The sequence below is a fragment of the Burkholderia sp. RF4-BP95 genome, from assembly GCF_001521985.1.
Classification (GTDB): Bacteria; Pseudomonadota; Gammaproteobacteria; order Burkholderiales; family Burkholderiaceae; genus Burkholderia; species Burkholderia diffusa.
In genome coordinates this window covers 223324-243918 of the sequence record NZ_LOSX01000029.1, presented here as the reverse complement: position 1 = coordinate 243918, position 20595 = coordinate 223324, and the positions used below count along the sequence as shown (strand labels likewise).

The 20595-nt window shown below is 66.5% G+C and carries 16 protein-coding genes and 1 other RNA gene; 9 read left to right on the top strand and 8 right to left on the bottom strand.

The annotated features are described in order from the left end of the window. Positions 1-13 precede the first annotated feature (13 nt). The 3 genes from serC to gyrA form a co-directional block, all read right to left on the bottom strand. Positions 14-1096, bottom strand: coding sequence for a 3-phosphoserine/phosphohydroxythreonine transaminase (serC, locus tag WS46_RS13560; protein WP_059530019.1), 1083 nt, complete (start codon positions 1094-1096; stop codon positions 14-16). Positions 1097-1257: 161 nt separating this feature from the next. After that, the gene (locus WS46_RS13555) at positions 1258-1857 is read right to left on the bottom strand and encodes a DUF2059 domain-containing protein (protein WP_059448245.1); all 600 of its coding nucleotides are present in this window, start codon (positions 1855-1857) and stop codon (positions 1258-1260) included. Between the two features lie 83 nt (positions 1858-1940). Then, the gene (gyrA, locus tag WS46_RS13550; protein WP_059690824.1) at positions 1941-4544 is read right to left on the bottom strand and encodes a DNA gyrase subunit A; all 2604 of its coding nucleotides are present in this window, start codon (positions 4542-4544) and stop codon (positions 1941-1943) included. 536 nt (positions 4545-5080) lie between these two features. Between gyrA and ompA the strand changes: the two genes are divergently transcribed. From ompA to ssrA, 4 genes are all read left to right on the top strand, one after another. Next, positions 5081-5749 (top strand): outer membrane protein OmpA, encoded by a 669-nt coding sequence (ompA, locus tag WS46_RS13545; RefSeq protein WP_006400736.1) that lies wholly within the window; start codon positions 5081-5083, stop codon positions 5747-5749. A gap of 151 nt (positions 5750-5900) precedes the next feature. Continuing rightward, on the top strand, positions 5901-6599 hold the full coding sequence (gene ubiG, locus WS46_RS13540; protein ID WP_059530025.1) for a bifunctional 2-polyprenyl-6-hydroxyphenol methylase/3-demethylubiquinol 3-O-methyltransferase UbiG: 699 nt from the start codon (positions 5901-5903) through the stop codon (positions 6597-6599). Between the two features lie 13 nt (positions 6600-6612). Beyond that, positions 6613-7329 carry a phosphoglycolate phosphatase gene (gph, locus tag WS46_RS13535; protein ID WP_059690823.1) on the top strand — a complete coding sequence of 239 codons (717 nt, stop codon included), beginning with the start codon at positions 6613-6615 and terminating at the stop codon, positions 7327-7329. Between the two features lie 17 nt (positions 7330-7346). After that, positions 7347-7716: a transfer-messenger RNA gene (ssrA, locus tag WS46_RS13530) on the top strand. A 259-nt stretch (positions 7717-7975) separates the two neighbouring features. Here ssrA and WS46_RS13525 read toward each other — a convergent pair. The 3 genes from WS46_RS13525 to WS46_RS13515 form a co-directional block, all read right to left on the bottom strand. Next, a complete protein-coding gene (locus tag WS46_RS13525) occupies positions 7976-8329 on the bottom strand; it encodes a DUF4148 domain-containing protein (RefSeq protein ID WP_059690822.1) in 354 nt (117 codons plus the stop codon). A gap of 321 nt (positions 8330-8650) precedes the next feature. Next, on the bottom strand, positions 8651-8920 hold the full coding sequence (locus WS46_RS13520) for a hypothetical protein (RefSeq protein ID WP_059690821.1): 270 nt from the start codon (positions 8918-8920) through the stop codon (positions 8651-8653). A gap of 101 nt (positions 8921-9021) precedes the next feature. After that, positions 9022-10128 (bottom strand): substrate-binding domain-containing protein, encoded by a 1107-nt coding sequence (locus WS46_RS13515; protein ID WP_059690820.1) that lies wholly within the window; start codon positions 10126-10128, stop codon positions 9022-9024. Positions 10129-10259: 131 nt separating this feature from the next. Here WS46_RS13515 and WS46_RS13510 point away from each other — a divergent pair, with 131 nt between their 5' ends. The 4 genes from WS46_RS13510 to WS46_RS13495 are packed head-to-tail and all read left to right on the top strand — an operon-like array spanning position 10260 to position 15562. Beyond that, complete coding sequence (locus WS46_RS13510) at positions 10260-10760, top strand: NAD(P)H-dependent oxidoreductase subunit E (protein ID WP_059530037.1); 501 nt, start codon at positions 10260-10262, stop codon at positions 10758-10760. Further along, positions 10757-12334, top strand: a complete 1578-nt coding sequence (locus tag WS46_RS13505; RefSeq protein ID WP_059530040.1) for an NADH-quinone oxidoreductase subunit NuoF — start codon at positions 10757-10759, stop codon at positions 12332-12334. The genes WS46_RS13510 and WS46_RS13505 overlap by 4 nt, the downstream gene beginning before the upstream one ends. A 17-nt stretch (positions 12335-12351) precedes the next feature. Next, entirely contained in the window at positions 12352-15303 is a 2952-nt protein-coding gene (fdhF, locus tag WS46_RS13500; protein ID WP_059690819.1) for a formate dehydrogenase subunit alpha, read from the top strand. 7 nt (positions 15304-15310) lie between these two features. Next, positions 15311-15562, top strand: a complete 252-nt coding sequence (locus WS46_RS13495; RefSeq protein ID WP_059690818.1) for a formate dehydrogenase subunit delta — start codon at positions 15311-15313, stop codon at positions 15560-15562. Positions 15563-15570: 8 nt separating this feature from the next. Here WS46_RS13495 and WS46_RS13490 read toward each other — a convergent pair whose 3' ends face one another. After that, the gene (locus WS46_RS13490; protein WP_059690817.1) at positions 15571-17235 is read right to left on the bottom strand and encodes an FAD-dependent monooxygenase; all 1665 of its coding nucleotides are present in this window, start codon (positions 17233-17235) and stop codon (positions 15571-15573) included. 58 nt (positions 17236-17293) lie between these two features. Here WS46_RS13490 and WS46_RS13485 point away from each other — a divergent pair, with 58 nt between their 5' ends. Further along, on the top strand, positions 17294-19204 hold the full coding sequence (locus WS46_RS13485) for a tetratricopeptide repeat protein (protein WP_059690816.1): 1911 nt from the start codon (positions 17294-17296) through the stop codon (positions 19202-19204). A gap of 76 nt (positions 19205-19280) precedes the next feature. Here WS46_RS13485 and WS46_RS13480 read toward each other — a convergent pair whose 3' ends face one another. After that, entirely contained in the window at positions 19281-20576 is a 1296-nt protein-coding gene (locus WS46_RS13480; protein WP_059690841.1) for an MFS transporter, read from the bottom strand. Between the last annotated feature and the right edge of the window lie 19 nt (positions 20577-20595).

The following is a 20595-nucleotide window of genomic DNA, read 5'->3' as shown; positions in this document are numbered from 1 at the left end:
GAACAGCGCGCGCTCAGGCGCCGCGCTGTTCGAAGTCCTTCATGTACTCGACGAGCGCCTTCACGCCCTCGAGCGGCACCGCGTTGTAGATCGACGCCCGCATGCCGCCGACGGACTTGTGGCCCTTCAGCTGCAGCAGCCCGCGCGCCTTTGCGCCGGCAAGGAAGTCTTCGTTGCGCGTTTCGTCGGCCAGGAAAAAGGGCACGTTCATACGCGAACGCACCGCCGGCTCGACCTTGTTCAAATAGAAGCTGCTCGCATCGATCGTGTCGTAGAGCAGCTTCGCTTTCTCGATATTGCGCGCCTCGATCGCCTCGAGGCCACCCTGCCGCTTCAGCCACTGGAACACGAGGCCCGCGATGTAGATCGCATACGTGGGCGGTGTGTTGTACAGCGAGTTGTTCGCGGCGACCGTCTTCCATTCGAATGCGGACGGGCAGATCGACAGCGCGCGATCGAGCAGGTCCTCGCGAACGATCACGACCGTCACGCCGGCCATCCCGATGTTCTTCTGCGCGCCGCCGAACAGCACGCCGTACTTCGCGACGTCCATCGGACGGGACAGGATGTGCGACGACACGTCCGCGACGAGCGGCACGTCGCCGAGGTCGGGAATCTCGAACGTCTCGACGCCGTCGATCGTCTCGTTCGTGCACAGATGCACGTAGGCCGGATCGTCCGACAGCTGCCATTCGGCGCGGGCGGGTGCGCGCGTGAAACCGTCGGCCGTCTTGCCGGATGCGGCCAGATGCGGCGTGCCGTATTTCTTCGCTTCGTTGAACGACTTCTGCGACCACGAGCCCGTCACGACGAAGTCGGCGGTCTTGCGCGAACCGAGCAGGTTCATCGGCACGATTGCGTTCTCGGCAATGCCGCCGCCCTGCAGGAACAGGATCCGGTGGCTGGCCGGCACATCGAGCAGCTCGCGCAGGTCGGTCAGCGCTGCCTCGTGGATCGACATGAATTCCTTGCCGCGATGGCTCATCTCCATCACGCTCATGCCGCTGCCGTGCCAGTCGAGCATTTCGTCGGCGGCCTGCCGCAGCACTTCCTCGGGGAGCGCCGCAGGACCGGCGGAGAAATTAAAGACGCGCATCGTGAAAACCTCGGGAGGGACGCGACCGGCTTGCCGCCGGCAGAAAGAACCGCGCCAGAAAAAGAATGGCCGCTTGCGCTCGCGCGCAAACGGCCATTATCGCACTGTCATCAGGCTCCCGCCAAACCCGGCCGAACGGCCGGGCGGCGTGCCCGGACGGCTTACTTGCCCGGCTTGACTGCCGCGACTTCCTTGTCAGCCTGTGCGCGCGTTGCCTGGATCGCTTGCGGCATGTACTTCTGCATCAGGCCGTTGACCACGTCGCGGCCGACCTGATCCTGAACCTGGATGAACTTGCGGCCCGTCGGGCTCTTGTAGAACGTCGTCAGATCCTTGATCTCCGACGTGCTGTAGTACTTCGCGTAGGCGTCGTACTGAGCCGACATCGCGTCGCTCTGGAACTGTTGCGTGCCGAACACCTTGCCCGCGCCGTCAACCAGCTTCGGCACCGCGTTCTTTTGCAGCGTCGGCACGGCGGCTTGCTTTTGCTTGTCGTTCAGCGTCTTGTTTTCCGACAGCGCGTCCGACAGGATCGCCGGCACGAGCTGCTTTGCCTGCATCTCGGCGCTGTTGCCGATAGCCGACACGAGCTTCGGCGCGTCGATCGCGTCGAGCAGATCCTTGATCGCAGCCTTCTTGTCGGCGTCGATCGGCGCAGCTGCCGCGGTCGCAGCCGGTGCGGAATTCGACAGCGCTTGCGCCATCGCGAACGTCGGCACCAGTGCAGCCAGCAGAACCAGTTGCTTGAATTGCTTTTGCATCATCACTCCCTTTTGGAAATATGAATGGTTGCTCGCCGACCGCGGCGCCTGGCGCGCGCGGCGGCTCGAGTCTCATCCGCTCTTCAGGCTTCGCCGTCCGACGCCTCGTCGGCCTCGCCATCGCCCTCTTCGGCTTCTGCGATCTGCTGCAGGCCGGAGAGCTTGGTACCCTCATCGAGACTGATGAGTGTAACACCTTGCGTGGCACGTCCCATCTCGCGAATCTCAGACACGCGGGTACGAATCAACACGCCGGCTGTCGTGATCAGCATGATCTGATCCTCGGCGTCGACGAGCGTGGCGGCGACGACCTTGCCGTTGCGCTCCGACGTCTGGATTGCGATCATCCCCTTCGTGCCGCGGCCGTGACGCGTGTACTCGGTGATCGGCGTGCGCTTGCCGTAGCCATTCTCGGTCGCGGTGAGCACGGTCTGCTCCTCGCTGCCGGCAACCAGCAGCGCGATGACCTGCTGCCCGTCCTCGAGCTGCATGCCACGCACGCCGCGCGCTTCCCGGCCCATCGGGCGCACGTCGTTCTCGTCGAAGCGCACGGCCTTGCCGGCGTCCGAGAACAGCATCACGTCGTGCGCGCCATCGGTGATCGATGCACCGATCAGGAAGTCGCCCTCGTCGAGACCGACCGCGATGATGCCCTTCTTCATCGGGCGGCTGAATGCCTCGAGCGGCGTCTTCTTCACGGTGCCGAGCGACGTCGCCATGAACACGAACTTGTCGGCCGAGAATTCCTTGACCGGCAGCACGACGTTGATCTTCTCGCCGTCCTGCAGCGGGAACATGTTGACGATCGGACGGCCGCGCGAGTTACGCGAACCCTGCGGCACTTCATAGACCTTGACCCAGTACACGCGGCCGCGGTTCGAGAAGCACAGGATGTAGTCGTGGGTGTTCGCGATGAACAGCGTCTCGATCCAGTCGTCTTCCTTCATCTGCGTCGCCTGCTTGCCGCGGCCGCCGCGCTTCTGCGCGCGATACTCGGACAGCGGCTGCGACTTCACGTAGCCCGCGTGCGACATCGTGACGACCATGTCCTGCGGCGTGATCAGGTCTTCGGTATTCAATTCGGTCGCGTTCAGCTCGATCTTCGAGCGGCGTGCGTCGCCGAATTCGGCCTTCACCGTCGTCAGCTCCTCGCCGATCATCGTCGTGATCCGCTCGGGGCGCGCGAGGATGTCCAGCAGGTCTGCGATTTGCGCCATCACTTCGCGGTACTCGCCGATGATCTTGTCCTGCTCGAGACCGGTCAGGCGCTGCAGACGCATCTGCAGGATTTCCTGCGCCTGCGTGTCGGACAGACGGTACAGCCCGTCGGCCTGCATCCCGAACGCCGGGTTCAGGCCTTCCGGACGGTACGCGGAGCGGCCGCCCGCCGCCGCATTCTCGGTCTCGGCGCGCGTCAGCATCTCGCGCACGAGCGACGAATCCCACGGCTTCGCCATCAGCTCCTGCTTCGCGATCGGCGGCGTCGGCGCTGCCTTGATGATCGCGATGAACTCGTCGATGTTCGCGAGCGCGACCGCGAGACCTTCGAGCACGTGGCCGCGCTCGCGCGCCTTGCGCAGTTCGTAGATCGTGCGGCGCGTCAGCACTTCGCGTCGATGCGACAGGAAGCACTGCAGGATTTCCTTCAGGTTGAGCAGCTTCGGCTGGCCGTCGACCAGCGCGACCATGTTCATGCCGAACGTGTCCTGCAGCTGCGTCGCCTTGTACAGGTTGTTCAGCACCACTTCGGGCACTTCGCCGCGCTTCAGCTCGATCACGACGCGCATGCCGCTCTTGTCGGACTCGTCGCGGATGTCGGAGATGCCCTCGAGCTTCTTCTCGTTGACGAGCTCTGCGATGCGCTCGAGCAGCGAGCGCTTGTTCACCTGGTACGGCAGCTCGTCGACGATGATCGCCATCCGCTGGCCGCGGTCGATCTCCTCGAAGTGCGTGGCCGCGCGCATCACGACGCGGCCGCGCCCGGTGCGATAGCCGTCGCGCACGCCGGCGACACCATAGATGATGCCGGCCGTCGGGAAGTCCGGCGCCGGGATGATCTCGATCAGCTCGTCGATCGTCGCTTCCGGGTTGTTCAGCAGGTGCTGGCACGCGTCGACGACTTCGTTCAGGTTGTGCGGCGGGATGTTGGTCGCCATGCCGACCGCGATACCCGACGAGCCGTTGATCAGCAGGTTCGGGATGCGCGACGGCAGGACCGCCGGCTGCATCTCGTTGCCGTCGTAGTTCGGCTCGAAGTCGACCGTTTCCTTGTCGATGTCGGCGAGCAGTTCGTGACCGATCTTCGCCATGCGAATTTCGGTGTAACGCATCGCCGCGGCATTGTCGCCGTCGATCGAGCCGAAGTTGCCCTGTCCGTCGATCAGCATGTAGCGCAGCGAGAAGTCCTGCGCCATCCGCACGATCGTGTCGTACACCGCGGTATCGCCGTGAGGGTGATACTTACCGATCACGTCACCGACGATACGCGCCGATTTCTTGTACGCGCGGTTCCAGTCGTTGTTCAGTTCGTGCATCGCGAACAGTACGCGCCGGTGCACGGGCTTCAGGCCATCGCGGACATCCGGAAGGGCACGTCCGACGATCACGCTCATCGCGTAATCGAGATACGAACGGCGCATTTCCTCCTCTAGGGAGGTGGGCAGGGTCTCTTTGGCGAATTGATCCATGTATCCGTATCGTTTCGGAGCGAAGACGGCGAACGCCTTTCGCGTGGGCGCTGCATGCGCAACGCAACGCGAGATTCTAACATGCGCCCATCGACCGCCAATTCGCCACCCCCTCTATATGTAAACAGCAAAAATCGCCGCCCATGGAAAAGGCACCCGAACCGGCCATGATCGCGCCCCTTCAGAAGGCTTGGGCGTCGCCCGGCTCCTTGTCACGCACGCGCGTAAACCCTTGCCGCCCTTCATGCAATTTCGCGGACACGCTCTTGACAATCTCTAAAAGTTACGGCAGGCGGGTGTTGCGCATGCACCACAAAGTTGAAGCGATCTTGGGGTGGGGAGGATTTTTTTTCGTAGGAAGGGAACGATATGGCAAAATGCCAACGCACTGAAAGTTAGACGCTGCTCGAAGTCTACACAGAGCGGTGCCGCGTTTTTTGTGCCGCACCAATGTTATACTTCGAGCAATGTATGACTTGTCACCGTCAACAGGCTCGCAGTAAACCTGCGGTAATCTCAATTTCGAGAGGAGAAATATGAATAAACTTTCAAAGCTCGCGTTCATTGCAGCTACCGCAGTTATGGCTGCATCCGCTTCGGCACAGTCGGTGCCGGCGTCGCGTCAAGCCGTCAACGACAACTGGGTGAACGGTACGGGCGAATGGGTGTGGATGAACGGCACGAACGAGCTCTGCTGGCGTGACGCGTTCTGGACGCCGGCCACCGCCAACGCGAAGTGCGATGGCGCACTGGTCGCCCAGGCACCGCAGCCGCCGGTCGCTCCGGTTGCTCCGGCCATCACGAGCCAGAAGATCACGTACCAAGCCGACGCACTGTTCGACTTCGACAAGGCAACGCTCAAGCCGCTGGGCAAGCAAAAGCTGGACGAACTGGCTTCGAAGATCCAGGGCATGAACACGGAAGTGGTCGTCGCTACGGGCTACACGGACCGCATCGGTTCGGACAAGTACAACGACCGTCTGTCGCTGCGCCGTGCGCAAGCCGTCAAGTCGTACCTGGTCAGCAAGGGTGTCCCGGCCAACAAGATCTACACGGAAGGCAAGGGCAAGCGCAACCCGGTCACGACCGGCTGCAACCAGAAGAACCGCAAGCAACTGATCGCCTGCCTCGCACCGGACCGCCGCGTGGAAGTCGAAGTGGTCGGTACGCAAGAAGTCCAGAAGACGACCGTTCCGGCGCAGTAAGCCGCGGTTTTCGACTGCTTCAAAGCCCCGCTCCGGCGGGGCTTTTTCTTTGACACCCGTCCTGGCGCTCGCTGGCCTCGTTGTGCGCCCCCTTATATACTCGGGGCTGACGTACCGACGCACCGCCCCCTTCCGTAGCCCGTTTGCCGACATGACCAACGCCGATCCGCACGAACTCCAGAAATTCAGCGACCTCGCCCATCGGTGGTGGGACCCGAATGCCGAATTCAAACCCTTGCACGACCTGAATCCGGTCCGGCTCGGCTGGATCGATTCGCATGCGCACCTCGCCGGCAAGCGCGCACTCGATATCGGCTGCGGCGGTGGCATCCTGTCCGAATCGATGGCCGGGCTCGGCGCCCAGGTGAAAGGCATCGACCTGTCGACCGAAGCGCTCGGAGTCGCCGACCTGCACAGCCTCGAAAGCGGCATCACGGTCGACTACGAGGCGATCGCCGCCGAAGCGATCGCCGAACGCGAGCCGGGCACTTACGACGTCGTCACCTGCATGGAGATGCTCGAGCACGTGCCGTCGCCGGCCGGCGTCGTCGCCGCGTGCGCGACGCTCGTGAAGCCGGGTGGCTGGGTGTTCTTCTCCACGCTGAACCGCAACCTGAAGTCCTACCTGTTCGCGGTGATCGGCGCCGAGTACATCGCGCAGATGCTGCCGAAAGGCACCCACGACTACGCGCGCTTCATCCGTCCGTCGGAACTGGCGAGCTTCATTCGCGGGACCGATCTGCACATCGTGGAGATCAAGGGCATTACCTATCATCCGATCGGCAAGCGCTTCGCGCTGTCGAACGACACCGACATCAACTATCTCGTCGCGTGCCGCCGCGGCGCGTGACCCTCCGACCGGCATGACGATTCCCCTTTCGACCGAGCGGCCTGCATTCGACGCGCCGCGCCTGCTGCACTGCGATGCCGTGCTGTTCGACCTCGACGGCACGCTCGCCGACACGGCGCCCGATCTCGCCGCTGCAGTCCACAAGATGCAGCGCGTGCGCGGCCTGCCCGAAACGTCGCTCGACGTGCTGCGGCCGCTGGCATCGGCCGGCGCGCGCGGCCTGCTCGGCGGAGCATTCGGCATCGACCCGCAATCGCCCGGCTACGACGCGATGCGCGACGAGTTCCTGACCAATTACGCGACCGACATCTGCGTGCACACGGTGCTGTTCCCCGGCATCGGCGACGTGCTCGACGAACTCGATGCGCGCGGCGTGCGCTGGGGCATCGTCACGAACAAGGCGATGCGCCTCACCGCGCCGCTCGCCGACCTGCTCGGCCTCGCGCCGCGCGCGGCCTGCATCGTCGGGGGCGACACAACGCCGCACTCGAAACCGCATCCGGCCCCGCTGTTGCATGCGGCGGAACAAATGACGCTCGCGCCGGAACGCATCGTCTACGTCGGCGACGATCTTCGCGACATCCAGGCCGGCAGCGCGGCGGGGATGGCGACGGTCGCGGCCGCGTACGGCTATTGCGGTGACGGCGTCGCGCCGGCCGAGTGGCAAGCGCAGCATCTGGTCGGCACGACGCAGGAACTGCGCGACCTGCTGCGCGATGTTGGGCTATAATGATCGATCTTATCCGCGGGGGCGACCTGGTTTCGACAGGGGTTGTGAAGCGGCTAGGGCATGTCGAGGACCCGTCACCTCGTTAATCAATGGGAAAATCGTAACTGCAAACGACGATACGTTCGCACTGGCAGCCTAACGGCCGCCGTCCTCTGCCTAGTTCACTGACGGACTAGTGTCGCAAGACCGGTAGCAATACCGCCAGAGGTCATTTACGTCAGTTAAGCCCTGTCGGCGTCGCGACGCCAGGGTCGAAAATCTAGCGAATCGCCGTAGTGCAGCGTGTTCGTCCGCGTCGCTGCGGTTAAATCAAATGACTGAACTAAACATGTAGAACTAGTCGTGGAGCGCTTCTGGACGCGGGTTCGATTCCCGCCGCCTCCACCAAATTCCGCGCTTGACGCACGAGCCCCGCACGACGCGAGTCTGCGGGGTTTTTTGTTGCCTGAGAGGCCGAACACCCCGCGCCCTCCGAAAAAGCGCCCGGCCTCGAACGGGCCGGACGGAATGCCGCCGGCATTCCGGCGGCAGGAGGTGACGGATGTTCGACGTCGCCCGCGCGGTGATCGACCGCGGCGGACGCCCCCTGCCCGGCACGCGACGCATCAGCGCAGCCGCAGCACGGCCTCACCGGGCGACGAGCCGCTTAGCTGCCGCGATACAGCGACTTCATTTCTTCTGCGCTGGCCGGACGCACGCCGATCGCACGCGAACCCGATGCCGATGCGCCCTGCACCTGCGCGCCATAACCGCTGGCGTCGGCGCCTTGCGCCTGGGCGAGCGCGCTGCGCTGTTGCTCCGCGACACGCGCCGTGGCGGCCTGGATCGCTTCCGGATAGTGCGGATCTTCGCCGCGGGCGGTGTTGTAACCGGCCTGCTGGAGCTGAACCAGCCCGGCGCGAACCTGTGCGCGGGTGAGTGCCGAGCCGGACTGCGCGAACGACACGACCGGGGCAACGAGAGCAGCAGCAACGACAACGGCTTGAACGAGCGACTTCATGATGACCTACCTCCAGATTTGTCTGATTTCGCGGTGAACACCCGTTCATCGCTGACAAACCGAAGTTTATGTAGGCGCATGCTTAAGAATAAGGCAGGTTTCAGGAAGACATCCTTCCCGAAACAAGGGTTAACCCTATATCCATGCAGACATGGGCTACCACCGCAAGATCGCACCACGTCACGCGAGGCCGAACCGAGCCCCACAAAGCACGAGCCCCGCAAGGCAGTACACCCTGCGGGGCTCGAAAAGAACCGCGCGGCATCGGCGCGGTCTGGACAAACGATCGCGGCGTCGACAACCCGGCGCGTCAGCGCCTGCTTATTGAGTGTCCATCGGACACTTCAGGTTGCAGCCGTTCGGGTCCCCCAAATCGCCCTTGCGGCGCAACGCCGACTTCTTGCCGCTCTGGTATTTCTGCGACGGCGCAGACGCCGCGAACGGCATCTGCGGATGCTCGTTCAGGCGGAACTGCTCGCTCAGGATCCCGCCGGGCACGCCCGGTGAATTCTGCGCGAACGCCAACGGCGAAACGACAACAAGAAGCCCTGCGGTCAACGCTGCCGCGGAGAAGGGAACGGATAGTTTCATGGCGGGATGACGCCTGAACGGCGTGCTTGTTGGAACGTTGATCAAGCGGCAAGCGTAGCGCAAATCCCTCGCTGCTGCAGCGCGGTTCGCGCGCGTCCCCGTTACCGTGCGTTGCCGTCCGGCATACCGCCCCCGGCGATACCGGCGAATCCCTCCGCGATGCCGATCAGCGTCCCGCACGCGGCCGGATCGTAGCCGTCGAGATGCGCGACGCGGTCGACGAAGCGCGCATCGCGCAGCAAGGCGAGCACGCCGGCGAGCGGTCGCGAATCGAGCTGCGCGCGTTCGCACGCAAAGTAATAGTCCTCGTCGACGACCGGAATGAAATCGAGCCCGAAGTGATGGGCGGCCGGCTCGACGCCGAAGCCGAGATCGGCCATCCCGCTCGCGACGAACGCGGCGATCGCCGAATGCGTGAGTTCGGCCGACGCATAGCCGTCGATACGCTCGGGATCGATGCCGATCGCGCGCAATGCAAGATCGAGCAGCATCCGCGTGCCCGACCCCGGCTGCCGGTTGACGAAGCGGATGTCGTTGCGGGCGAGATCGGCGAGCCCGCCGACCTGCTTCGGGTTGCCCCGCGGCACGAACAGCCCCTGCTGGCGACGCGTCAGATGAATCAGCACGTGACGCGCGTCGTCGAGCCACGGCCGATAGATCTGCGCGCACTGTTCGCGGAACGCGCCGCGTGGCAGATGAAAACCGGCCAGTTCGCATTCGCCGCGCGCAAGCGCCTGCACGGCCTCGACGCTCTCGCGATACTTGATGTCGACGGCGGCCTGCGCATCGACAAGCGCGGAAACGAGCGTCGCAACCGCGTAGCCGTGCGACGCATGGATGCGCACGGCGCCGTCGCGCTGCGCGAGCCGCCGGTTCAGGTCGCTCGCCACCTCGGCCGCCAGCGCGCGCAGGTTGCCGTCGAGACGGCTGCGCGCGAGCCGCTGCGCGTCGACGATCGCCTGCCCGAGCTCCGACAGCGTCGACCCCTTGCCGCGCGCCGTCTCGATCAACTCGCCGCCGACGCACGCCTCCAGCGCCCGCAGCATGCCCCACGCGTGCCGATACGACAGACCTTTCGCCTGCGCGGCCTGCGCGATGCTGCCCGTATCGGCCACGAGCTCCAGCAACGGGGCGACGTCCGACAGGCTGGCGGTGCGGCCCTCGGTGTCGCGTACGGTCAGATACGCGTCGCATTCGATTCGAATCAATTATGCACTCCGATTTCCTATTGCGACTGCGGAATCTTCCGCTTATCGTTGCTCAAAATCAATCAGGACGAAGTCCCGATGTGCACTATATGAATTAGAAGCACATATGAGACTTTGGAGGAGCATAACCGATGTCCCCGAATTCCCCTGCGCCCGACGCGCTCGTCGAGCGCCACGCGCGTGCCGGCCGCTCGCTCGTCGCGATCCTGCATGCGATCCAGGACGACGCAGGCTACGTGCCGGCAGGTTGCGTCGCGCCGCTCGCGAAGGCACTGAATCTGTCGCGCGCCGAAGTGCACGGCGTGCTCACCTACTATCACCACTTCCGCACCGCGCCGCCCGCGCGCGTGACGATCCAGATGTGCCGCGCCGAGGCGTGCCGCAGCATGGGCTGCGAAGCGCTGGCCGCGCACGCGGAAGCGCGCACGGGTTGCCGGTTCGATGCAGCGCACGGCGATGGCGCCGACGCGCACGCGCCGGGTGACGTCGCGCTCGAATCGGTCTACTGCCTCGGGCTGTGCGCGCAATCGCCGTCGATGACGGTCAACGGCGTGCTGCACGCGAAGGTCACGCCGGAGAAGTTCGACGCCCTGCTCGCCGACGCGACCGCCCACACCCCGGAGGCCGCATGACGACCCGCATCTACGTTCCGCGCGATTCGTCCGCGCTGGCGCTCGGCGCCGACGCCCTCGCCGCCGCGATCGTCGCGGAAGCCGAGCGGCGCGGCGTCGCGATCGAGCTGATCCGCAACGGCTCGCGCGGGCTGCTGTGGCTCGAGCCGCTCGTCGAGGTCGGCACGGCCGCCGGGCGCGTCGGCTACGCGAACCTGTCGGCCGCCGACGTGCCTGCCCTGTTCGACGCGAACTGGCTCGACGGCGGCGCGCATCCGAGCGGCGTCGGCCTCGTCGACGCCCTGCCCTATCTCGCGCGCCAGCAGCGCCTCACGTTCGCGCGCATCGGCCTGACCGATCCGCTGTCGATCGACGATTACCTGAAGCACGACGGCCTCGCCGGCCTGAAGAACGCGCTCGCGCTCGACGGCGGCGCCGCATGCGAATTGCTGATCGAATCGGGGCTGCGCGGCCGCGGGGGCGCAGCCTTCCCGGCCGGCATCAAATGGCGCACCGTCCGGCAGGCCAGCGCGACGCAGAAGTACATCGTCTGCAACGCGGACGAAGGCGATTCGGGCACGTTCTCCGATCGGCTGATCATGGAAAGCGATCCGTACTGCCTGATCGAAGGGATGATCATCGCGGGCATCGCGACGGGCGCGACGCTCGGCTACATCTACGTGCGCAGCGAATACCCGCACGCGATCGCGGCACTGGAAACCGCGATCGAGCGCGCCCGTGAAGCCGGCTGGCTCGGCGAACGCGTGCTCGGCTCCGCGCATGCATTCGACCTGCACGTCGCAAAGGGCGCCGGCTCGTACGTGTGCGGCGAGGAAACGGCGCTGCTCGAATCGCTCGAAGGCAAGCGCGGCGTCGTGCGCGCGAAGCCGCCTCTGCCCGCGCTCGCTGGCCTGTTCGGCCAACCGACCGTGATCAACAACGTGATCACGCTCGCGACCGCGCCGGTGATCTTCGCGCGCGGCGCCGCGTTCTATCGCGACTACGGGATGGGCCGCTCGCGCGGCACGCTGCCGTTCCAGCTCGCGGGCAACATCCGCTACGGCGGCCTCGTCGAGCTCGCGTTCGGCGTCACGCTGCGCGAGCTGATGTTTGACTACGGCGGCGGCACGGCCAGCGGCCGGCCCGCGCGCGCCGCCCAGGTCGGCGGCCCGCTCGGCACCTATCTGCCCGAACACCAGTGGGACGTGCCGCTCGACTACGAGGCGTACACGGCGATCGGCGCGGTCGTCGGCCACGGCGGCATCGTGCTGCACGACGACACGTCGAATCTCGCGGAACTCGCCGAATACGCGATGAAGTTCTGCGCGATCGAATCGTGCGGCAAGTGCACGCCGTGCCGGATCGGATCGACGCGCGGCGTCGAGACGATCGCACGCATTCGCCAGGGCGACAAGTCGGAGCGACAGGTCACGCTGCTGCGCGACCTGTGCGACACGATGCTCGCCGGCTCGCTGTGCGCGATGGGCGGGATGACGCCGTACCCGGTGCTGTCCGCGCTCGACCATTTCCCCGAAGATTTCGGGCTCGCCGCCGGCAAGCAAGCCGCGTCGGGTCCGGTCAAGGCCGCGGCCTGACCCAGAAGGAGCCCTGAATGTCCCTCGACACGAACAACGTCCGCCAAGGCGGCTGCGGCTCGGGCCAATGCGCGTGCAAGAGCGCCGCGCAGGCGCGCGTGCGCGATCCGTTCGACGAAACCGACTACGGTACGCCGCAACGGCATGCCGATACCGACGTCACGCTCGAAATCGACGGCCAGCCGGTGACGGTGCCGGCCGGCACGTCGGTGATGCGCGCCGCGATCGAAGCCGGCGTCAATGTGCCCAAGCTCTGCGCGACCGATTCGCTCGAACCGTTCGGCTCGTGCCGCCTGTGCCTGGTCGAAATCGAAGGCCGGCGCGGCTATCCGGCATCGTGCACGACGCCCGCCGAAGCCGGGATGAAGGTGCGCACGCAGTCGGACCGGCTGCAGTCGCTGCGCCGCAACGTGATGGAGCTGTACATCTCCGATCACCCGCTCGACTGCCTCACCTGCCCCGCCAACGGCGACTGCGAGCTGCAGGACATGGCGGGTGTCGTCGGGCTGCGCGAAGTGCGTTACGGCTTCGACGGCGCAAATCACCTGCGCGAGCAAAAGGACGAATCGAATCCGTACTTCACGTACGATCCGTCGAAGTGCATCGTCTGCAACCGCTGCGTGCGCGCATGCGAGGAAACGCAGGGCACGTTCGCGCTGACGATCGCCGCACGCGGTTTCGAATCGCGCGTCGCCGCCGGCGAAAGCGAATCGTTCATGGCGTCGGACTGCGTATCGTGCGGCGCCTGCGTCGCCGCGTGCCCGACCGCCACGCTGCAGGAGAAATCCGTCGTCCAGCTCGGCCAGGCCGAGCACTCGGTCGTCACGACCTGCGCGTACTGCGGCGTCGGCTGCTCGTTCAAGGCCGAGATGAAGGGCACGCAGGTCGTGCGCATGACGCCGCACAAGAACGGCCTCGCGAACGAAGGCCACGCGTGCGTGAAGGGCCGCTTCGCGTGGGGCTACGCAACGCACAAGGACCGCATCACGAAACCGATGATCCGCGAGAAGATCACCGATCCGTGGCGCGAAGTCAGCTGGGAAGAGGCGCTGACCTACGCGGCAACGCAATTCCGCAAGCTGCAGCAGAAATATGGCCGCGATTCGATCGGCGGCATCACGTCGTCGCGCTGCACGAACGAGGAAACCTACCTCGTGCAGAAGCTTGTGCGCGCCGCGTTCGGCAACAACAACGTCGACACCTGCGCACGCGTGTGCCACTCGCCGACCGGCTATGGCCTGAAGACGACGCTCGGCGAATCGGCCGGCACCCAGACCTTCGCGTCGGTCGGCCAGGCCGACGTGATCGTCGTGATGGGCGCGAACCCGACCGACGGCCACCCGGTGTTCGGCTCGCGCATGAAGCGGCGCATCCGCGAAGGCGCGAAGCTGATCGTGATCGACCCGCGCCGCATCGACGTGGTCGACGGCCCGCACGTGAAGGCCACGCACCACCTGCAGCTGCGCCCCGGCACCAACGTCGCGATGGTCAATGCGCTCGCGCACGTGATCGTGACCGAAGGGCTCGTCGCCGATGCATTCGTCGCCGAACGCTGCGACACGCGCGCGTTCGAGCAATGGCGCGACTTCGTGTCGCGCGCCGAGAACTCGCCCGAGGCCACCGCTGAGGTGACGGGCGTACCGGCCGAACGGGTGCGCGAGGCCGCGCGCCTCTATGCCACCGGCGGCAACGCCGCGATCTACTACGGCCTCGGCGTGACCGAACATGCGCAAGGCTCGACGACGGTGATGGGCATCGCGAACCTCGCGATGGCGACCGGCAACATCGGCCGCGAAGGCGTCGGCGTCAATCCGCTGCGCGGCCAGAACAACGTGCAAGGCTCGTGCGACATGGGTTCGTTCCCGCACGAGCTGCCTGGCTACCGGCACATCAGCGACGCAATCGTGCGCAGCCAGTTCGAGGAAGCATGGTCGGCCACGCTGCAACCGGAACCGGGGCTGCGCATCCCGAACATGTTCGACGCGGCGCTCGACGGCAGCTTCAAAGGGCTTTACTGCCAGGGCGAGGACATCGTCCAGTCGGACCCGAACACGCAGCACGTCGCGGCCGCGCTGTCGGCGATGGAATGCATCGTCGTGCAGGACATCTTCCTGAACGAAACCGCGAAATACGCGCACGTGCTGCTGCCGGGCTCGACGTTCCTCGAGAAGGACGGCACGTTCACGAACGCGGAGCGCCGCATCTCGCGCGTACGCAAGGTGATGCCGCCGCTCGCGGGTTACGCCGACTGGGAAGTGACGCTGCTGCTGTCGCAGGCGCTCGGCTACGACATGCACTACACGCATCCGTCGGAAATCATGGACGAGATCGCGCGGCTCACGCCGACCTTCTCCGGCGTGTCGTACGAGAAACTCGACGCGCTCGGCAGCATCCAGTGGCCGTGCAACGAAGCTGCACCGGACGGCACGCCGACGATGCACATCGACGCGTTCGTGCGCGGCAAGGGCCGGTTCGTGATCACGCAGTACATTCCGACGCCCGAAAAGGTCACGCAGCGCTATCCGCTGATCCTGACCACGGGCCGCATCCTGTCGCAATACAACGTCGGCGCGCAGACGCGCCGGACCGAGAACGTCCGGTGGCACGAAGAGGATCGCCTCGAGATTCATCCGCACGATGCGGAGGATCGCGGGATCCGGACCGGCGACTGGGTCGGCATCGAATCGCGGGCCGGCCAGACGGTACTGCGTGCGCTCGTGTCCGACCGCATGCAGCCGGGTGTCGTGTACACGACGTTCCACTTCCCCGAGTCAGGGGCGAACGTGATCACGACGGACAGCTCCGACTGGGCCACGAACTGCCCGGAATACAAGGTCACGGCCGTGCAGGTGATGCCGGTTGCGCAGCCGTCGGACTGGCAGCGCGCGTATGCACGCTTCAACTCGGAGCAGCTCGATCTGCTCGAGCGCCGCGCCGCCACGCCGGCTGCCGCGACGACGGGCAAGTGAGGACGCGATGGACATCGGACACCTGATCGACATGGCCAACCAGATCGGCGCATTCTTCGAATCGATGCCCGATCGCGAAGAAGCGCTGGCCGGCATCGCCGAACACATCCGGCGCTTCTGGGAACCGCGGATGCGACGCGCGCTACTCGCCGCGCTCGACGATCCGTCGAGCGAAGCCGCGCAACGCGCCGCGCCGATCGTGCGCGACGCGATCGCCGCGCACCGCGCATCGCTCACGCCGGTCTCGGCCCCCGCCTGAGCGCTCCGCTACGCGGGCACCGGCAGGCCCGCGAACCAGCTTTCGCAATGGCGCAGCAGCGCGGTCGCGTCGGTGGCGGTACGGCCGCGCACCGCGATGTAGCCATCGGGACGCAGCAGGTAAAACGACGGCCTCGAACGGCCGTATACCTGCGCGAGCCCGTCCGTGCCGTCGCTTTCGGCATCGGCAACGCGCCAGGTTCGCACCGCGCCCGGCATGATCCGCTCCAGCCCCTGCACGAGCGCCTGTGCGTCCGCGGGCATCGGCGGCACATCGGCCGTATTGCCCGTGTCGGCACCTGCCGGCTCCTCGAGCAGCAGCAGCGTAAAGCTCGCCGGATCGTGCAGGTCGTATAGTCGCGCGATCCCGGGCGCCCGGCCGAGCGGTCCGTCGACCACATGCACGAGCGCGTCGGGTGCACGCTCGCCTGCGCGCGGCCCGCCATCGAGCACGCGTTCGAGCGTGAGCGGGCTTTTCCGGTATTGCACACCGAGCTCGCTGACGGTGCGGCGCACCGCGTCACGCACCGGCCCGAACGACGCCAGCAGCGGCACGACATGATCGCGCAGCAGCTTCATCGCCCCGTGGTCGGCTTCGACGATCTGCGTGATGAAGCCGGTCTGCCGCAATACATCGCGCTCGATCGGATGGCGCTCCGCGTGATACGTGTCGAGCAGCCGCTCCGGCGTGCCCGCGCCAAGCACGCGCGCGAGCTTCCAGCCGAGATTGAACGCTTCCTGGATACCCGTGTTCATGCCCTGCGCGCCCGCCGGGCTGTGAACGTGCGCGGCGTCACCCGCGAAGAACACGCGCCCGTGACGCAGCCGTTCGACCATCCGGCTATGCAGGCGGAAATACGCCGACCACGCGAGATCGCTCGGCGCGATCGACGCGCCGACGCGAGCGCGCACGATCGCCTCGCATTCGTCGAGCGTCGGCGTCGGCTGGGTCCGCGCATCGGGCGGTGCGTCGCCGCCGGGCGGCCGGTCGGCGACAAGCCGGTAGCGGCCGCCGCCCATCGGAAACAGCCCCGCGATGCCGTCCGGCGTCGTGAACAGGTGGATCTCCTCGTCCGGCCAGTCAGGTATCGCCGCGAAATCGGCGAGCAGGAAGGTCTGCTCGAACGCATGCCCGGCGAAGCCCAGGCCGAGCAGATGGCGCACCGTGCTGTGCGCACCGTCGGCGGCGATCAGGTACGACGGTGCGAACGCCTGTTCACGACCGTCGGCGCCGCGGATCGTCACATCGAGCGACGTACCGCCCGCTTCGCACGCGGTCAGCGTGACGCCGCGTTCGACCGTCACGCCGAAACCGGCCAAGTGCTCGGCGAGCAGCCGCTCGGTGATGCTCTGGTCGAGAAACAGCAAATACGGATAGCGTGTCTGCAGTGGATCGAAATCGAGCCGCGCAATCACGCGGCCGTCCGCATGCAGTGTGGCCGCATGCGCACGATGGCCCAACGCGAGAAACGGTTCGACCGCGCGATGCTGCTCCAGCAGTTCGAGCGTGCGCGCCTGGATGCCGATCGCGCGCGAACACGGTGCGGGCGCGGCGAGCCGGTCGATGATGCGCACCGGCACGCGGGCACGCGCGAGCGCCATCGCGGCGGCAAGGCCGGTCGGGCCCGCGCCGACGATCAGCACGGGCGGGATATCAAGCAGTGTGTCAGCCATGAGAACCTCGATGACACGCGATTGTGCAAGTCTACGCCGCTCCGCGTGACGGGGCCATATGCCGACCGGCCGATCTGGGGCACCCCCGCGCAGTGTGGGAAAATACGCGCTTTCCGTCAGTTTTCGCGTCATGGATACCGCATTCGACCGAGCGTATGCCGCGCACCGCGCGGGCCGCCTCGCCGAGGCCGAGCACGGCTATCGCAGCGCCCTCGCCACCAATCCCGCCGACGCCGACGCACTGCATCTGTTCGGCGTGCTGCGGCACCAGCAGGGCCAGCATGCCGAGGCGGCCGATCTCGTCGGGCGTGCGGTCGACCTGCGCCCGAACGATGCCGCGCTGCAGCTCAATCTCGGCAACGCGCTGAAGGCGCTCGGCCGACTCGACGAAGCGATCGACCGCTTTCGCAACGCGCTCACGCTCGCGCCCGAATTTCCGCTCGCGCACTACAACCTCGGCAACGCGTATGCGGCGCTGCAGCGCCACGAGGATGCCATCGACGCGTTCGGCCGTGCGCTCCGGCTCACGCCCGACGACGCATCGATCCACAACAACCTCGGCAACGCGCTGAATGCCCTCGGCCGTCACGACGACGCGCTCGCCGCATTCCATCGCGCGCTCGAGTTGCGGCCCGGGCATGCCGGCGCGCACAACAATCTCGCGATGGCGCTGAACGCGATGGGCCGGGCCGACGACGCGATCGCGCACTTCCAGGCGGCGATCGCCGCGCAGCCGCGCTTCGTCGCCGCGCATTTCAATCTCGGCAACACGCTCGAGGCGGTCGGCCGTCACGCCGAAGCCGCCGCCGCATTCGAAGCCGCGCTCGCGCTGCACCCGCCGTTCCCGCTCGCCCTTTTCGGGCTCGCGAACGCGCTGTGCGCGCAGGCACGCCAGCGCGAAGCGCTGCCCTATTACGAACGCGCGGTCGGCCTCGATCCGTCGTTCAGTCTCGCGTGGCTGAACCTCGGCAACGCGCATCACGCACTCGGCGCGCACGAGATGGCGCTGCGCGCGTACGACCAGGCGCTGCGCGTCGCTCCCGACCTCAAACTCGCGCACCTGCATCGCGCCGTCACGCTGCTGACGCTGGGCGACTTCACGCGCGGCCTGCCCGCATACGAAACGCGTCACGACACGCCGGGCGCAACGCCGCTCGGCACGCTGCCGCGCTGGCAAGGCGAGCCGATTGCGTCGCGCACGCTGCTGATCCGCGCGGAACAAGGCTTCGGCGACACGCTGCAGTTCGTCCGCTTCGTGCCGCTCGCCCGCGCGCGCTGCGCGCGCGTCGTGCTCGAAGTGCAGCCGGAACTCGTCACGCTGCTCGCGCCGGCCGCGGCACGCTGGCGCGTGACGCTCGTCGCACAGGGCGCCGCGAAGCCGCCGGCGGCGGACGTCGCGTGCACGCTGATGAGCCTGCCGTTCCTGCTCGGCCTGCAGCCGGCCGACATCGTCGCGGGCAAACGCTACCTCGACGCGCCGGACAGCGCGCACCGGCGCTTTCGCGGCTCGCTCGGCGGCCAGTCGAAGCGCAAGTTCGGTCTCGCGTGGTCAGGGCGGCGGCAGGCGCAGGAAAACCGCTCGATGCCGTTCGACGCGCTCGCGCCGCTGCTCGCGCTGCCGGACATCGACTGGGTCGTGCTGCAGCCGGCGCTCGACGAAGATGAACGCGCGCGCGTCGACGCGCATCCGCGCGTGCATCGCCTCGACGGGCGACTGAACGACTTCGCCGACACGGCCGCGCTGATCGAACGGCTCGACGGCGTCGTCACGATCGACACGGCGGTCGCGCACCTCGCGGGCGCACTCGGCAAGCCGCTATGGATCATGCTGCCGTTCGCGCCCGACTGGCGCTGGTTCACCGGCGACGATTGCCCGTGGTATCCGCACGCGCGGCTCGCCCGCCAGTCCGCACCGGGGCAATGGCTCGACGTGGCGACGGCGGTCGCCGGTGCGCTGCGCGACGCCTGACCCCGGCCGAGCGCGAATGAAAAAAGGAGCGCGACGCGCTCCTTTTTTCATTCGACGCGATGCGACGCGGGTGGCGTCAGGCCGCCTTGTACTGGTTGCGCGACTCGGGCGTGCGATACAGCACGAGCGTCGCGATCAATCCGCAGATCGCGGCGACGCTCAGCCACAGCCCCGGAGCCGCCTTGTTGCCGGTCTGGTGGATCAGCAACGTCGAGATCGCCGGCGTGAAACCGCCGATCGTCGTCGCGAGGCTGTACGCGAGCGAGAAGCCGGCCGTGCGCACGTCGGCCGGCATGACTTCGGTCAGCGCGACGACCATCGCGCCGTTGTACGAGCCGTACAGGAACGACAGCCACAGCTCGACCGCCAGCAGCCGCAGGAACGACGGATCGGCCACGAGCCACAGCACGGCCGGGTAGGCCGACAGCAGCGTGAGCACCGTGAACGCGATCAGCACCGGGCGGCGGCCGATGCGATCCGACAGCGCGCCGGACAACGGCAGCCAGACGAGATTGGACAGGCCGACGCAGACGGTCACGACGAGCGCGTCGAGCGACGACAGGTGCAGCACTTCCTTGCCGAATGTCGGCGTGTAGGCCGTGATCATGTAGAACGACACCGTCGTCATGATCACCATCCCCATGCCGGCGATCACGACACCCCAGTTCTCGAGCATCGAACGCATGATCTCGCCCATCGTCGGACGATGACGCTTCGCGAGGAATTCGTCGGTCTCCTTCAGCGAACGACGGATCAGGAACAGGAACGGGACGATCAGACAGCCGATCAGGAACGGAATGCGCCAGCCCCACGCGGTCATGTCCTCGACCGGCAGCGCGCGGTTCAGCAGCACGCCGACGAACGCGGCGAACACGACCGCCACCTGCTGGCTGCCCGATTGCCACGACGTATAGAACCCCTTGTTCCCCTTCGTCGCGATTTCCGACAGGTAGACCGACACCCCGCCGAGTTCGACGCCCGCGGAAAAGCCCTGCAGCAACCGGCCGAGCAGCACGAGCACCGGCGCGAGCACGCCGATCGTCGCATAGCCGGGTATCGCGGCCACCGTGAGCGTGCCGAGCGCCATCAGCCCAAGCGTCAGGATCAGCCCCTTGCGGCGGCCGTGGTGGTCGATGTATGCGCCGAGCACGATCGCGCCGACCGGGCGCATCAGGAAGCCCGCGCCGAACACGGATAGCGACAGCATCAGCGACGCAAACGCGTTGCCGCTCGGAAAATAGGTTTTCGCGATGGCCGACGCGTAATACCCGTAGACCATGAAGTCGTACATTTCCAGGAAGTTGCCGCTGACGACCCGGAACACGGTACGAACCTTCGATTCCTGGACGACGGCGTGTGTTGCTGTGGACATGTTGTTCTCTCTCGGCGCG